At 58.8% G+C, this 14,125-nt stretch carries 17 protein-coding genes; 3 read left to right on the forward strand and 14 right to left on the reverse strand.

Features of this window, described 5'->3' with window-relative positions; all coding sequences use genetic code 11:
* Positions 1-54 precede the first annotated feature (54 nt).
* Positions 55-540, forward strand: coding sequence for a peroxiredoxin (locus ACTJJ7_RS04765; RefSeq protein ID WP_105737020.1), 486 nt, complete (start codon positions 55-57; stop codon positions 538-540).
* Positions 541-595: 55 nt separating this feature from the next.
* Here the strand turns inward: ACTJJ7_RS04765 and rnhA are convergent, their stop codons facing one another.
* The 12 genes from rnhA to coxB all read right to left on the reverse strand — a co-directional run bounded on the left by rnhA (position 596) and on the right by coxB (position 9,735).
* On the reverse strand, positions 596-1,039 hold the full coding sequence (rnhA, locus tag ACTJJ7_RS04770; RefSeq protein WP_105737018.1) for a ribonuclease HI: 444 nt from the start codon (positions 1,037-1,039) through the stop codon (positions 596-598).
* The gene (locus ACTJJ7_RS04775) at positions 1,036-2,016 is read right to left on the reverse strand and encodes a homoserine kinase (protein WP_440965685.1); all 981 of its coding nucleotides are present in this window, start codon (positions 2,014-2,016) and stop codon (positions 1,036-1,038) included. The genes rnhA and ACTJJ7_RS04775 overlap by 4 nt, the downstream gene beginning before the upstream one ends.
* 2 nt (positions 2,017-2,018) lie before the next feature.
* The gene (ispH, locus tag ACTJJ7_RS04780) at positions 2,019-3,020 is read right to left on the reverse strand and encodes a 4-hydroxy-3-methylbut-2-enyl diphosphate reductase (RefSeq protein WP_207226718.1); all 1,002 of its coding nucleotides are present in this window, start codon (positions 3,018-3,020) and stop codon (positions 2,019-2,021) included.
* A gap of 57 nt (positions 3,021-3,077) precedes the next feature.
* Entirely contained in the window at positions 3,078-3,845 is a 768-nt protein-coding gene (locus ACTJJ7_RS04785) for an SURF1 family protein (RefSeq protein ID WP_440965687.1), read from the reverse strand.
* A 7-nt stretch (positions 3,846-3,852) separates the two neighbouring features.
* Positions 3,853-4,248, reverse strand: coding sequence for a DUF983 domain-containing protein (locus ACTJJ7_RS04790; RefSeq protein ID WP_440965689.1), 396 nt, complete (start codon positions 4,246-4,248; stop codon positions 3,853-3,855).
* Complete coding sequence (locus ACTJJ7_RS04795; protein WP_440965691.1) at positions 4,245-4,397, reverse strand: hypothetical protein; 153 nt, start codon at positions 4,395-4,397, stop codon at positions 4,245-4,247. The genes ACTJJ7_RS04790 and ACTJJ7_RS04795 overlap by 4 nt, the downstream gene beginning before the upstream one ends.
* A 43-nt stretch (positions 4,398-4,440) precedes the next feature.
* Positions 4,441-5,319 (reverse strand): cytochrome c oxidase subunit 3, encoded by an 879-nt coding sequence (locus ACTJJ7_RS04800; protein ID WP_105737007.1) that lies wholly within the window; start codon positions 5,317-5,319, stop codon positions 4,441-4,443.
* A 58-nt stretch (positions 5,320-5,377) separates the two neighbouring features.
* Positions 5,378-6,019 carry a cytochrome c oxidase assembly protein gene (locus ACTJJ7_RS04805; RefSeq protein WP_440965693.1) on the reverse strand — a complete coding sequence of 214 codons (642 nt, stop codon included), beginning with the start codon at positions 6,017-6,019 and terminating at the stop codon, positions 5,378-5,380.
* On the reverse strand, positions 6,019-6,174 hold the full coding sequence (locus tag ACTJJ7_RS04810; RefSeq protein WP_165401776.1) for a hypothetical protein: 156 nt from the start codon (positions 6,172-6,174) through the stop codon (positions 6,019-6,021). The genes ACTJJ7_RS04805 and ACTJJ7_RS04810 overlap by 1 nt, the downstream gene beginning before the upstream one ends.
* Before the next feature lies 1 nt (position 6,175).
* Positions 6,176-7,120, reverse strand: a complete 945-nt coding sequence (gene cyoE, locus ACTJJ7_RS04815) for a heme o synthase (protein WP_105737003.1) — start codon at positions 7,118-7,120, stop codon at positions 6,176-6,178.
* Between the two features lie 77 nt (positions 7,121-7,197).
* Positions 7,198-8,850 (reverse strand): cytochrome c oxidase subunit I, encoded by a 1,653-nt coding sequence (ctaD, locus tag ACTJJ7_RS04820; protein ID WP_105737001.1) that lies wholly within the window; start codon positions 8,848-8,850, stop codon positions 7,198-7,200.
* Between the two features lie 39 nt (positions 8,851-8,889).
* Positions 8,890-9,735, reverse strand: coding sequence for a cytochrome c oxidase subunit II (gene coxB / locus ACTJJ7_RS04825; RefSeq protein WP_105737343.1), 846 nt, complete (start codon positions 9,733-9,735; stop codon positions 8,890-8,892).
* A 384-nt stretch (positions 9,736-10,119) separates the two neighbouring features.
* Here coxB and ACTJJ7_RS04830 point away from each other — a divergent pair, with 384 nt between their 5' ends.
* The gene (locus ACTJJ7_RS04830; RefSeq protein WP_223611539.1) at positions 10,120-10,638 is read left to right on the forward strand and encodes an invasion associated locus B family protein; all 519 of its coding nucleotides are present in this window, start codon (positions 10,120-10,122) and stop codon (positions 10,636-10,638) included.
* 80 nt (positions 10,639-10,718) lie between these two features.
* The gene (tldD, locus tag ACTJJ7_RS04835; RefSeq protein ID WP_440965696.1) at positions 10,719-12,131 is read left to right on the forward strand and encodes a metalloprotease TldD; all 1,413 of its coding nucleotides are present in this window, start codon (positions 10,719-10,721) and stop codon (positions 12,129-12,131) included.
* Between the two features lie 18 nt (positions 12,132-12,149).
* Here tldD and ACTJJ7_RS04840 read toward each other — a convergent pair whose 3' ends face one another.
* Both ACTJJ7_RS04840 and ACTJJ7_RS04845 read right to left on the reverse strand, forming a co-directional pair.
* Positions 12,150-13,391, reverse strand: a complete 1,242-nt coding sequence (locus ACTJJ7_RS04840; RefSeq protein WP_440965882.1) for a class I SAM-dependent RNA methyltransferase — start codon at positions 13,389-13,391, stop codon at positions 12,150-12,152.
* The gene (locus tag ACTJJ7_RS04845) at positions 13,387-14,124 is read right to left on the reverse strand and encodes a TlyA family RNA methyltransferase (protein WP_440965698.1); all 738 of its coding nucleotides are present in this window, start codon (positions 14,122-14,124) and stop codon (positions 13,387-13,389) included. The genes ACTJJ7_RS04840 and ACTJJ7_RS04845 overlap by 5 nt, the downstream gene beginning before the upstream one ends.
* Position 14,125 lies beyond the last annotated feature (1 nt).

A 14,125-nucleotide genomic window follows, 5' to 3' on the forward strand; every position in this document is an offset into this window, starting at 1 on the left:
GATCATGCACGCCCTATCTCCATAGGGCTAGTTTTGTTCATATGGAGCCAATTCATGACAATCAAGGTAGGCGAGCGTTTGCCGGACGCCACGTTCAAGACAAAATCCGATGACGGTGTCAGCGAAGTCAGCTCGGACGCGCTGTTCAAGGGCAAGAAGGTGGTGCTGTTCGCTGTACCGGGTGCCTTCACCCCGACCTGCAGCATGAACCATCTGCCGGGTTATCTTGAAAACCGCGATGCCATTCTGGCCAAGGGTGTCGACACCATCGCCGTTGTCGCCGTCAATGATCCGCATGTGATGGGCGCCTGGGCCAAGGCCACCAATGGCGAAGGCAAGATCCAGTACCTGTCGGATGGCAATGCGACCTTCACCAAGGCGGTCGGCCTTGATATCGACCTTGCCGCCGGCACGATGGGCGTGCGCTCCAAGCGCTATTCCATGCTTGTTGAGGATGGCGTGGTCAAGGAACTCAACATCGAGGATTCGCCGGGTCAGGCAGTGACGTCAAGCGCAGCGACCCTGCTCGGCCAGCTGTAAGCAGCGATGGAGCGAACCTATGCAGAGGGCCGGTCTGACCGGCCCTTTTGTTTGCTCAGGATTTGTTCTTGAAAGGCGCCATGCCGGTTCGGGCAAGCTCGTCGGCGCGCTCGTTCTCCGGATGGCCCGCATGGCCCTTGACCCAGTGCCAGACCACCTTGTGGCGCTTGCGCGCCTCATCGAGAGCCTGCCAAAGCTCGGCATTCTTCACGGGCTTCTTGGCGGCGGTTTTCCAGCCATTGCGCTTCCAGCCCTCGATCCAGCCGGAAATACCATCACGGACATAGACCGAATCCGTATAGAGATCGACGGAACAAGGCTCCTTCAGCGCATTGAGCGCGGCTATGGCGGCCATCAGCTCCATGCGGTTGTTGGTGGTATCGGCTTCACCGCCGGAAAGCTCTTTCTCATTGCCGTTCCAGCGCAGGACAGCGCCCCAGCCGCCGGGGCCGGGATTGCCGGAGCAGGCGCCATCGGTAAAAACCTGTATCGACTTCACGAGGCGGCATCCACTGGCAGCAGGCCATATTCTTCGGCGGATTTGATCTGGCGATGGAAGCGCATGCGGCGGACATATTCCATCGGGTCTTTCTTGACGACAAAGCTGCCCTCGGGAACCGTCAGCCAGTCATAGAGCCGGGTCAGCATGAAACGCAGGGCCGAGCCCCGCGCGAGGATGGGCAGGCTCTCCGCCTCCTGCGCCGAAAGGGGACGCACGGAATTATAACCGCGCAGCAATGCCGTGCCCTTGGTCAGATTGAACGAATGGTCTTTTTCAAAGCACCAGGCATTCAGGCAGACCGCGACATCGTAGGCAAGCAGATCCGTGCAGGCGAAATAGAAATCGATCAGGCCGGAAAGTTTGTCGCCGAGAAAGAACACATTGTCCGGGAAAAGGTCGGCATGAATAACACCGGCCGGCAGATGTTGCGGCCAATGGGCTTCGAAAAATGCCAGATCGGCTTCCGTCTCACTGGCAAGGCCCGGCTCGACCCGGTCGGCATTGGCCTTTGAATTGTTCCACAATGGCCGCCAGCCAGCGACGGAGAGCGCATTCGTGCGGCGCATGGGGAAATCTGCACCGGCCACGTGCATGCGCGCCAGTGCCTCTCCCAGCGCGTGGCAGTGCTGCACCGTGGGCCTGCGCATCCACATGCCTTCCAGGAAGGTCACGATAGCCGCCGGGCGCCCCGCGAGTTCACCTATGCTGGAGCCGTTCTTCTGTCCGACCGGCAAGGGACAGCTGATCCCCTTGCGTGCCAGGTGCTGCATCAGCCCCAGAAAGAACGGCAGATCATTGCTGTTCACCCGCTTTTCATAGAGCGTCAGGATGTAGGATCCCTTGCTGGTATGCAGCAGATAGTTGGAATTCTCGACACCTTCGGCAATGCCCTTGTAGGAGAGCAGCTCACCGATGTCATAATCCCGAAGGAAGTGCGCGAGGTCGATTTCGTTGATATCGGTATAGACGGCCATAATCAGTGACTTCCGTTGACGAATGCCATGTCGCCGCTGGTCAGTTCCACATCGCGCAGATCGCGCATGACATGGAAATTCTCGGTTTCGATGGTCGTCTCGGCAAGGTCAATCGACACGGAATAGCGCTCCGAAAAGGACTGGATGATTTCATCGACAATGATTTCAGGCGCGGATGCACCGGCGGAGAGGCCGACGGTCGCAATATCGCCGATCAGATCCCAGTCGATATCAGCCGCCCGCTGCACCAGCAGCGATTGCACCGCACCCGACCGCTCCGCCACTTCCACCAGCCGTTTCGAATTGGATGAATTCGGCGCACCAACGACAAGGAAGAGATCGCAGCCGGGTGCTGCCGCCTTCACCGCATCCTGCCGGTTTGTCGTGGCATAGCAGATGGATTCGGCCGCCGGTGCGGTCAGATCCGGAAAGCGGCTCTGCAGGGCGGCAATGATGCCGGCGGTGTCATCGACGGACAGCGTCGTCTGCGTCACGAAGCCGAGGTTCTTGGGGTCCGCCGGCTGATACGTCTCCGCGTCTTCAATGGTTTCGATCAATGTTACCGCGCCCTCCGGCAGTTGCCCCATCGTTCCGATGACTTCCGGATGACCGGAATGGCCGACCAAAATGACATGGCGTCCAAGCCGCTGATGCCGCATGGCCTGCTTATGCACCTTGGAGACAAGCGGACAGGTGGCATCGAGATAAAAAAGGTTCTTGTGTTCCGCGTCCTCCGGCACCGACTTCGGTACGCCGTGCGCGGAGAAAACCACGGGCTGGCTGCGATGTTCTGCCGGGATTTCGTCGAGTTCTTCGACGAAAACGGCACCGCGCGCCTGCAGGCCCTGCACGACATAGCGATTGTGGACGATCTCATGCCGGACATAGACCGGCGCACCATATTTCTTCAGCGCCAGGACAACGATCTGGATGGCGCGATCCACTCCAGCGCAAAATCCGCGCGGTCCGCACAGGCGGATTGTCAGTGGTTTCTTGTCAGCCATGGTCATAGGTCTCGCGGAAGTCGAAGCGTTTGATGTGCCCATGGAATTGGGCGGCAATCAACGGGAAGTCAAGTCCGAAGGTTGAGTTTCTGCTTTGTCGCCCTTCCTGCGCCGCACCATCGAGATGATCACGATGGCGAGCAGCGTCGCCGCCAGACCATACCACGTGACCGCATATTGCAGATGGCTGTTGGGAAGATCGATGATGGTGACGCCGCCGATGGGAAAGCCGCCGGGATTGGGCGTTTTATCAGCATCAATGAAAAACGGCACGAGCTGTTCGGGATTGATGCTGGACTGCGCCGCCATAACAGGCAGGTCTTTCCAGAAATAGATGTTCTTGACGAGATCATTGTCGGGAAGGATGGAGGACGGTTTTCCAGCCAATGGATTGCGCGCAAGCCCGGTAACGGTCACCGGTCCTGCCACTTCACCCTGCTGGCGCGTCGACGCATTCTTCTGGTCGTAGGGCACAAAGCCGCGGTTGACGAAAACCGCCCGGCCATCGTCGAGTTGCAGCGGGGTATAGATGAAGTAACCGGAATAACCCTCATAGGTGGCAAAGAAATGCCGTTCGCGGTCATTGAGCAGACGCCCTGTGACGGTCACGGGACGGTATTCGACGTCATGATCCTGTGCCCAGATCTTTTCAATCTCTGCCAGGGGTTGCGGTGCGGAATGGGTGCGCGCGGCGATGGTTGCCAGCAGCGCTTCCTTCCACTGCAGGCGTTCCATCTGCCAGGTACCGAGCCCGATCAGAATGACAAAGAGGATGGCGCTAAGGCTCAGCGTGATCCATGGAAACCGGGCAGATTTTGCTAGCATTGCGACGTCACTCATGGGCAGTGGGACTATCAAGGCGCCCTTCCGCAGCCTTGTGCTTGTATTGAAGGGCAATCAGGACACCTTTCATCCAGCGCAAGGCCATCAGACAAAGCACAAGCGCCAGCGGTATCCACAGGATGAAATGCACCCAAAGCGGCGGATCGAGCGTAACTTCCATCCACAGCGCCAGCCCGACGACGATAAACCCGATCAGCAGCATCACCAGGACAGCCGGACCGTCACCCGAATCGATAAAGGAATAATCGAGCCCGCAGCTGGAGCATTGCCGGGCCGGGGTCAGAAAGCCATCGAACAGCCTGCCCTGTCCGCAGCGGGGGCAACGCGCCTTGACGCCTGCCCTGAACGGGTCAACTGGCGGATAAAGGGCTCTGTCTTCACTCATGGGTTGGTCTCGATCGGTGTTCCATCCTGGACCAGCGCCCAGATTTCATCCATTGCGCGATTAGTGACGGCATTGCTTCCCCCTGTCCAGTCGATAAGTTGAAGCACCCGCCCCGCATTGAGATCATGCCAAACAATAAGGGCGGCCATGTTTCCATGACCGCCCTCTTTATTTCTGTTTGCAGCGGCTTGCTTATTCGACGGCCAGCGTCGCGCCCCATGAGGCCCAGACGTAGATCGAGAAGAACAGGAACAGCCAGACCACGTCGACGAAGTGCCAGTACCAGGCGGCAGCCTCGAAGCCGAAATGCTTCTGCGGAGTGAAATCACCGCGCATGGCGCGCAGCAGGCAGACCAGCAGGAAGATCGTTCCGATGATCACGTGAAAGCCATGGAAACCCGTGGCCATGAAGAAGGTCGCGCCGTAGATCGAATCCTTGAACGCGAACGGTGCGTGCATGTATTCGTAACCCTGCACGAACGAGAAGAGCATGCCGAGCAGGACCGTCAGCGTCAGGCCGGTGATCAGGCCCTTGCGGTCCTTGTGGATCAGCGCATGGTGCGCCCAGGTGACCGTGGTTCCCGACAGCAGCAGGATGATGGTGTTGTACAGCGGCAGATGCAGCGGATCGAGAACTTCAATGCCCTTGGGAGGCCAGTGACCGCCGGTGAAGGCCGCACGGGCGACCTGCTCCGCTTCGCCGGGGAACAGGCTGGCATCGAAGAAGGCCCAGAACCAGGCAACGAAGAACATCACTTCCGACGCGATGAACATGATCATGCCATAGCGCAGATGCAGGGATACGACGCGGGTGTGGTGTCCTTCCTTGCTCTCCCTGATGGTATCAGACCACCAGCCGAACATAGTGTAGAGAACGATGACAAGGCCGATGAAGAACAGCCATGGCTGCGCCAGGTTATGCCCGAAAAGCGGCAGCTCACCGCCACTGTGGTAGCGCATGTAAGCGATACCGCCGATAGCCATGACAAACGCACCAACGGAGCCAAGGAACGGCCATGGGCTTGGATCAATAATATGGTAGTCGTGGTTCTTTGTGTGCGCTTCGGCCATTTTAACCCCCGCAAGTTCTATTCATCTGTTTAGCCACTGACAAAATGTCAGCGCAAGTTCAAAGCTGTCCCGACGGCTTGTCTTTCTTCACATCCGCACTGGCAGCAACCGGTGCCGGCATCGCGATCGGAAAGAATGTATAGGACAGCGTAATCGTGTTGACGCCCTTGAGTTCTTCCGAATTGACGATATCCGGATCGACAAAGAACACGACGGGCATCTGCATGTCTTCGCCTGGCTTCAGGACAGTGTCGGTAAAGCAGAAGCATTCCACCTTGTTGAAATAGGCACCGGCCGCCTGCGGCGTGACGTTGAAGGCTGCGCGGCCAGCTGATGGTTTGTCCAGTTTATTGATCGCTTCGTAGTGAATGAGCTTGGTCTCGCCAATGTTCATCGTCACTTCGCGCTGCACAGGCTTGAACTGCCATGCCAATCCGTCTGAGGTATTGGCATCGAAACGAACCGTGATCTTCTTGTCGAGGATCGTATCGGACATCTGCTCGACCCGCTGGGTCGTACCACCATAACCGGTCACCTGACAGAACATGGCGTAGAGCGGCACGGCGGCAAAGGCCATGCCGACCATGCCGAAGAAGAAGGCAAGGCAGGAAATCGCAATTGTCCGGTCGGAAACCCGGCGCTTGGATTCAGGCGTGCTTGCCGCCGCTGGTATCTGGTTATCTTCCACAGGAGCGCTCATCACATTTGCCGTTCAAGTATCCTGGCACCAAGCTTGGCCCACGTGCCGACATAGACGAGGATGACAAACGCGGCCAAGGCCAGGGCAAGCGCGATGGAGCGGCTGCGCTGCGCCCTTTTCTGTTTGGGTGTCAGTGTAACGCGATCATCGCTCATGTCATGCACCTGCCAGGAAAAGTGCTTTGCGCACAAGGATTTCGCCGAGAAGCACGGCGTAGAGGCTGAAGAGATAGAAGATCGAGAAAGCGAACATCTTCTTGGCCGGCTTGATCATCGGCGCACCAACCGGCGCACGCCAGACGGTCCAGGCGTAGAAAAGGAACAGTGCACCGGCGCCAATGGAAAACACGCCATAGACAATCCCGGCAAAGCCCATGACCCATGGCAGCACCGCAACCGGCGCCACCAGCAGCGTATAGAGGAAAATCTGGAACTTTGTCGACGCTTCACCCATGACGTTGGGCATCATCGGGATTTTGGCTTTCTCGTAATCATCCGACATGAACAGCGACAGCGCCCAGAAATGCGGCGGCGTCCACAGGAAGATGATGAGGAACAGCACGATGCTTTCGATGCCGACCGAATTGGTCACGGCAGCCCAGCCGATCATGGGCGGGAATGCACCCGCAGCCCCGCCGATAACGATGTTCTGCGGCGTCGAGCGCTTCAGCCACATCGTATAGACCACCGCATAGAAGAAGATGGTGAAGGCCAGCAGGAACGCCGAGAGAAGATTGACGAAAAGGCCGAGCGTGACCACCGAGAACGCGGACAGCAGCAGACCGAAGGTCAGCACCTCTTCACGCGTGATCCGGCCGGCCGGAATGGGACGGTTGGCGGTACGCTTCATCACGGCATCGATATCGGAATCGTACCACATGTTCAGCGCGCCCGAGGCTCCGGCGCCAACGGCGATGCAGAGAATGGCGATAACACCGAGAATGGGATTGATATGGCCGGGTGCGGCCATCATGCCGACAATGGCAGTGAAGACCACCAGCGACATCACGCGTGGCTTGAGCAAGGCAATATAGTCCGACGCATTGGCTTCAGACAGGCCAATCGCGGTATCTACAGTTGCGTTTTTCTCAATCAGGGCCATTCGATCAGTCTTGTTGTTTCAGTCGTTTCAACTTGAAGATGCCCGGGCCGCTGGGGTTCAGCGGCCCGGTTGTATTCTTACTTGATGCGTGGAAGCTGTTCCCACTGATGGAAGGGCGGCGGCGAAGACAGCTGCCATTCCAGCGTGGTCGCACCTGGACCCCAGGGGTTGGCGCCGGCTTCACGCTTCTTGGCAAAAGCCTCGAAGACACCGAAGAGGAAGATCAGCACGGCAACACCGGAGATGTAGGAACCGATGGACGATACTTCATTCCAGCCGGCGAATGCATCGGGATAGTCGATGTAGCGGCGCGGCATGCCGGCAAGTCCGAGGAAGTGCTGCGGGAAGAACACCAGGTTGACACCGACGAACATCACCCAGAAGTGCGTGTGCGCAATGGTGTGGTTGTACATATAGCCGGTCATCTTCGGGAACCAGTAGTACCAGCCCGCGAAAATTCCGAACACGGCACCCAGCGACAGCACGTAATGGAAGTGCGCGATCACGTAGTAGGTGTCATGCATCGCACGGTCGAGACCGGCATTGGCCAACTGCACACCCGTCACACCGCCAACGGTGAACAGGAAGATGAAGCCGATTGCCCAGACCATCGGCGGCTTGAACTCGATGGAACCGCCCCACATGGTCGCGATCCACGAGAAGATCTTCACGCCCGTCGGCACGGCGATGACCATCGTCGCGAAGACGAAGTAGCGCTGTGTGTCCAGCGACAGGCCAACGGTGTACATGTGGTGCGCCCAGACGATGAAGCCGACCACGCCGATTGCAACCATGGCATAGGCCATGCCGAGGTAACCGAAGATCGGCTTGCGCGAGAAGGTCGAGACGATGTGGCTGATGATGCCGAAGGCCGGCAGGATCATGATGTACACTTCAGGATGACCGAAGAACCAGAAGAGATGCTGGAACAGCAGCGGATCGCCGCCGCCTTCCGGCGAGAAGAATGTCGTGCCGAAGTTGCGATCGGTCAAAAGCATGGTGATACCACCCGCCAGAACCGGCAGAGCCAGCAGCAGCAGGAATGCGGTGATCAGCACGGACCAGGCAAACAGCGGCATCTTGTGCAGCGTCATGCCGGGTGCACGCATGTTGAAGATCGTGGTGATGAAGTTGATCGCACCCAGGATCGACGATGCACCGGCAATGTGCAGCGACAGGATGGCAAAATCCATCGCCGGACCGGGCTGGCCGGTTGTCGAATACGGGGGATAGATGGTCCAGCCGCCACCCGTGCCATAGCCGCCGGCAGGGCCGGGAACGAACATGGACAGGAGGAGCAGAAGCAGCGCAGGCGGAAGCAGCCAGAACGAGATGTTGTTCATGCGCGGGAAGGCCATGTCAGGTGCACCGATCATGATCGGAACCATCCAGTTGGCGAACCCACCGATCAGCGCCGGCATGACCATGAAGAAGATCATGACCAGGCCATGTGCCGTCGAGAACACATTGTACATCTGCTTGCCACCATCGATGGCGGCATCACCCTGGAAGCCGTAGACCATCGATGCAAGACCGCTGAAAATCTGGATGCCGGGCTGCTGAAGCTCGGCACGCATGGCGATCGAAAGGCAACCGCCAATGATGCCGGCAACGATCGCGAAGATCAGATAGAGCGTGCCGATATCCTTGTGGTTGGTCGAATAAACCCAGCGCGTCCAGCCTGTCGGCTTATGAGCGTCATGGGCCTCGTGAGCTGCAGAACCTGCCATCAAAGTGCTCCCGTTCCTCAATAATTCGCGTCAACCAGCTTAGTTGCCGGCTACGTTTATGTTCTTGTCTGCGTCGATTTTAGCGGTGAGTGTCTTGTATGCGCCCGGAAGATCCTTCCCGGCAGCAGCAAACCACGCATCATACTGGCTTTGCGAAACCACATGGATCGCAATCGGCATGAAGGCATGATCCTTGCCGCAAATCTGCGAGCACTGACCATAATACATGCCTTCCTTATCCGCCTTGAACCATGTTTCGTTGCTGCGGCCGGTGACGGCATCCATCTTCACGCCGAAGGCCGGCATCGAGAAGGAGTGGATCACGTCGGCACCCGTTACCAGAAGACGAACGGTCGTGTTCACGGGAACAACCATTTCATTGTCAACAGCAAGCAGACGCGGATAGGCCTTGCGGTCTTCCTTGCCTGCGGCAGCGCGATCAGCATCTTTCAGCATGACGGAGTCGAAGGAGACAGGCGCATCACCCACCTGGTATTCATATCCCCAATACCACTGGTAACCCGTCGCCTTGATCGTCATCTTGGCTTCTTCAGGCGAATATTGCGCGGTCAGAAGCTGGAAGGAAGGAATTGCCAGGAACAGAAGGATAACGACCGGACCAACGGTCCACACCACTTCCACCGCCGTGTTATGGCTCGTCTTGGACGGAACCGGATTGGCACTGGCGCGGTAGCGAATCATGACCCAGCCCAAAAGGACCATCACGAACAGTGTAATCGGGACGATGAACCACAATGTATAGTGCTCGAACCAGATGATCTGCTCCATAATGGCAGATCCAGCTGGCTGGAACGTCATCTGCCAAGGCTCGGGCTGTGCAGCATATGCAGTACCGGCACTCAACAGGCCCCCCAGGACACCCATCAGCGTGACAATGTTCTTCTTCACCTAGAAATCTCCCGAATGAAGCTTCAATTCCATACGTTAAGACCGGGCTTCATGACTGGCCCGGAGATATGCCGCGTTCAAATCACACATTAGCCTACATCGCAAGGAAGGCGAACGTGATGCCGTGCGGCATTTTTGCGCGCAGCGCGCTGCCTGTGGATGACAGCATCTTGTAAAGACGTGTCTTTTTTCATTTTCCCGACGATTTTGGCCCGCGACACGGGGTGGGCTCACAATCCGGCCATTTTTGCATTACACCAGAGATGACAGAGCCGCTGTATGCTGGGGAGTGTTTGAGCGGTATTCTTTTCATCCGGGCCGTGGCGGTTTAACGTCTGGATGATTCGTTTTGGAGCCTACATGTCCTCTTTCGCGCTACGTAGCATCGCCCTCGGTCTGCTTTCCCTGTCCATTGCCGGTTTTTCCGGCGGTGCCATGGCAGCACAGCAGAGCGGCACGGTCAAATCCACTCACGGCGCATGGTCGATCCTGTGCGACACGCCGGCAGGCGCAAAATCAGAGCAGTGCGCTCTCATTCAGAATGTCGTCGCAGCGGATCGCCCGGAAATGGGTCTTTCGGTCGTGGTTCTCAAAACCGCCGACAACAAGGCCAAGATCCTGCGCGTGCTCGCGCCGCTCGGCGTGCTTCTGCCCAACGGTCTCGGCCTGAACGTGGATGGCAAGGATATCGGCCGCGCCTATTTCGTCCGCTGCTTCGAAGACGGCTGCTATGCGGAAGTTATCCTGGAAGATCAGCTTGTCCAGACCTTCAAGACTGGCAAGGCTGCAACCTTCATCGTCTTCCAGACGCCGGAAGAAGGCATCGGTATTCCCGTCGAACTCAATGGATTCGGCGAAGGTTTCGACGCCCTTCCCTGATCGCGCCATAAGTTTTCTGTTGTAGCGGGCCGGGCGAGGCCCTACATCCGCTTCATAATCACCTGAACGGATGAATGATCATGAAAAGCCTCATCGACAGTTTTGACGCGCCGCGCGAAAAAATCCTCGAAACCGTCAAGCAAAGCCTTGATGGCGCCGATGACGGCGAGCTTTTCATCGAATATCGGGAATCGGAAGGCCTTACTTTCGACAATGGCCGCCTGAAGAACGGGACCTTCCATCAGGACCAGGGATTTGGCCTGCGCGCCGTTGCCGGTGAAGCCGTCGGCTATGCGCATGCGGGCGAGCTTTCGCTTGGTGCGCTCAAACGCGCTGCCGATGCGGCCTCGGCCGTGCGCACCGGCTATGCCGGCGCCTATACCGCGGCTCCTCCCGGAACCAACCGCAGCCTTTACGGCGATGAAAATCCGATTGGCTCGCCCAGCTTCGAAGTCAAAGTCAAACTGCTGCAGGAAATCGATGCCTATCTGCGCGCCAAGGATCCGAAGGTCCGGCAGGTGTCCGTTTCGCTGGCAGGATCGTGGCAGCAGGTCGAGATCTTGCGTGCCGATGGGCATTTTGTCCGCGACATCCGCCCCATGGTCCGGCTCAACGTGTCCGTTGTCGCCGGTGATGGCGACCGGCAGGAAAGCGGCAGCTACGGAACCGGCGGACGCAGCGGTTTCGGCGCGTTCATCACCACCGAGAAATGGCAGCATGCAGCGGATGAAGCGCTGCGCCAGGCGCTGGTCAATCTCGAGGCCATCCCTGCCCCGGCGGGAACATTCGATATTGTCCTGTCCAATGGCTGGCCCGGCGTCATGCTACATGAGGCGGTCGGGCATGGGCTCGAGGGCGACTTCAACCGCAAGAAGACGTCGGCTTTTGCCGGCCTGCTCGGCCAGAGGGTGGCGTCGAAAGGCGTCACCGTGGTCGATGACGGCACGATTTCCGAGCGCCGCGGCTCGCTGACCGTCGATGACGAAGGCATGCCGACCAACAAGACCGTTCTGATCGATGACGGCATTCTCGTCGGCTATATGCAGGACCGGCAGAACGCGCGCCTGATGGGCATGCAACCCACCGGAAACGGACGGCGCGAATCCTATGCGCACGCGCCGATGCCCCGCATGACCAACACCTATATGCTTGATGGCGACAAGACACCGGAAGAGATCATTGCTTCGGTCAAGAACGGTATCTATGCGGTGTCGTTCGGTGGCGGCCAGGTGGACATCACGTCGGGCAAGTTCGTGTTCGGCTGCACCGAGGCCTACATGATCGAGAATGGCAGGATCGGCGCGCCGGTGAAGGGCGCGATGCTGATCGGCAATGGCCCGGACGCCATGCAGCGCATTTCCATGATCGGCAACGATCTGCAGCTCGACACGGGCATGGGCAATTGCGGCAAGGGCGGCCAGTGGGTGCCTGTTGGCGTCGGCCAGCCGCATCTGCGCATGGACCAGATGACCGTGGGCGGCACGGCGGTCTGATCTGCCGTTTTCTCTTGCCTATTTCTTCGAGAGCAGCGCCACCGCTTCGACGTGCGACGACCAGAGAAACTGGTCGATCGGCACGACGCGGTCAATCTTGTAGCCGCCCTTGACGAGGATGCTCAGATCGCGCCCGAGCGTCACCGGATTGCAGGAGACGGCTGCCACTTTCGGCACATTCGATTTTGCAATCTCGATGGCCTGCGTTTCGGCGCCCGCACGCGGCGGATCAAAGACCAGCCCGCTATAGGGGGCGAGTTCGCGCGCCAGAAACGGCCGGCGGAACAGATCGCGGCGCTCGACACTGACCGGCTTCAGGCCCTGCATGTGGCGTGCGCCACGGTCCAGTGCATCAAGCGCGACCTGCTCGCTCTCCACCGCATGAACGGCTGACTTTTCCGCGATCCGCAGCGCGAACGTGCCGGAACCACAGAACAGATCGAGGGATTTCTTTGCCTTTGCCAGATGCCCCGTCACCAGCGCAGCCATGGCCTCTTCCGCCTCGACGGTTGCCTGCAGGAACCCGCCGGCCGGAAGATAGACCGGAACCTTGCCGAAATGCACCAGCGGCTTTTTCGGCTCGACAATGATTTCACCCTCGAAGCTGAGCCGGGCAAAGCCCTTCTTCAGCACAAGATTGGTCAGGGCGTGACGCTTGGCTGCATCCGGGGCACCGCAGCCCGAGGCCATGATGTCGAGGCCGGATGCCGTCGCGGTCACGGTCAGTTTGAACGGCTTCATGCCGCCGCCCAGCACCGCAACGATCTCGCGCAGATCATCCAGCCGTGCAACGATTTCCGGAACGGTGACCGCACAGTCGCTGATGTCGATGAGTTCGTGGCTCTGGTGCCGGTTAAAGCCGAGGACGGCGCCATGGTCACTCGTGCGCACGGCAAAGACTGCCCGGCGGCGGGTCTGCGGCGCGCAGGGGATGAGCGGATCAAGCTTGAACTGCAATCCGCGCCCGCCGAGCGCCTCCTGCACCAGGGAACGCTTCCAGTCCTGGTAGGCACTCTCCTGCCAATGCTGGAGCGCGCAGCCACCGCATTCCTCGAAATGACGGCAGGCGGGATTGATCCGCTCCGCTGATGCCTCGAGCAGCGCCATCATCGTCGCACGGCCATTTTCCAGCGCGACATTGGCAATCTCGCCCGGCAGCGAGAATGGTACATAGACACTGCCTGCCGTGGTTGCGGCAATGCCATCGCCACCGGCGCCCATCCGCTCAATTGTTACGCGCGTGCTCATCAGCTCTTCAATCTTTTCTCTTCAAACCGGCCAGAAGATATTCGCGATTGCCATCGCCGCCCTCTATGGGCGAAGGGCACAGCCCCAGGGCTTTCCAGCCCGGCAATCCATCCAGCCAGTTCCTTAGATCATTTGCGGCACGTTCGCCATCCATTGGATCGCGCAAAATGCCACCCTTGCCGATTGCCTCGCGGCCGGCCTCGAACTGCGGCTTGACGAGGAGGACGCAGTGACTGCCGGGCTCTGCCAGTTCCAATGCGGGCGGCAAAGCGAGTTTCAGCGAGATGAAGCTGACATCCGACACCACCAGACCGATTCTTTGCCCGCCCAGATGGTTGCGGGACAGCACCCGTGCATTCAAGCCTTCGAGATTGCTGACACGCACATCGGTGCGCAAGCTATCATGCAGCTGGTCGTGACCGACATCGACGGCAATGACGTGAGCTGCACCGCGTTCCAGCAGGACCTGGGTAAAACCGCCGGTGGACGCACCGATATCCAGAGCACTGCGGTCACGCACATCGATCGAAAACCGGTCAAGACCGGCAATCAGTTTCAATGCGGCACGTGAGACGTAACCGCTTGCCGGGTCGTCAACGCCAATGACGGCGGCATCGGAAAACGTTGCTCCGGGCTTGGTGACAACCGAATGGTCGACGGTGACCGTGCCGCGCACAATTGCGTCTCTTGCCCGCGAACGGCTGGCAAACAGGCCCTTTTCGACAAGCAGTTGATCCAGCCGCATT

It is taken from the genome of Phyllobacterium sp. 22229 (assembly GCF_052056495.1).
In the GTDB taxonomy this organism is placed as follows: domain Bacteria; phylum Pseudomonadota; class Alphaproteobacteria; order Rhizobiales; family Rhizobiaceae; genus Phyllobacterium; species Phyllobacterium myrsinacearum.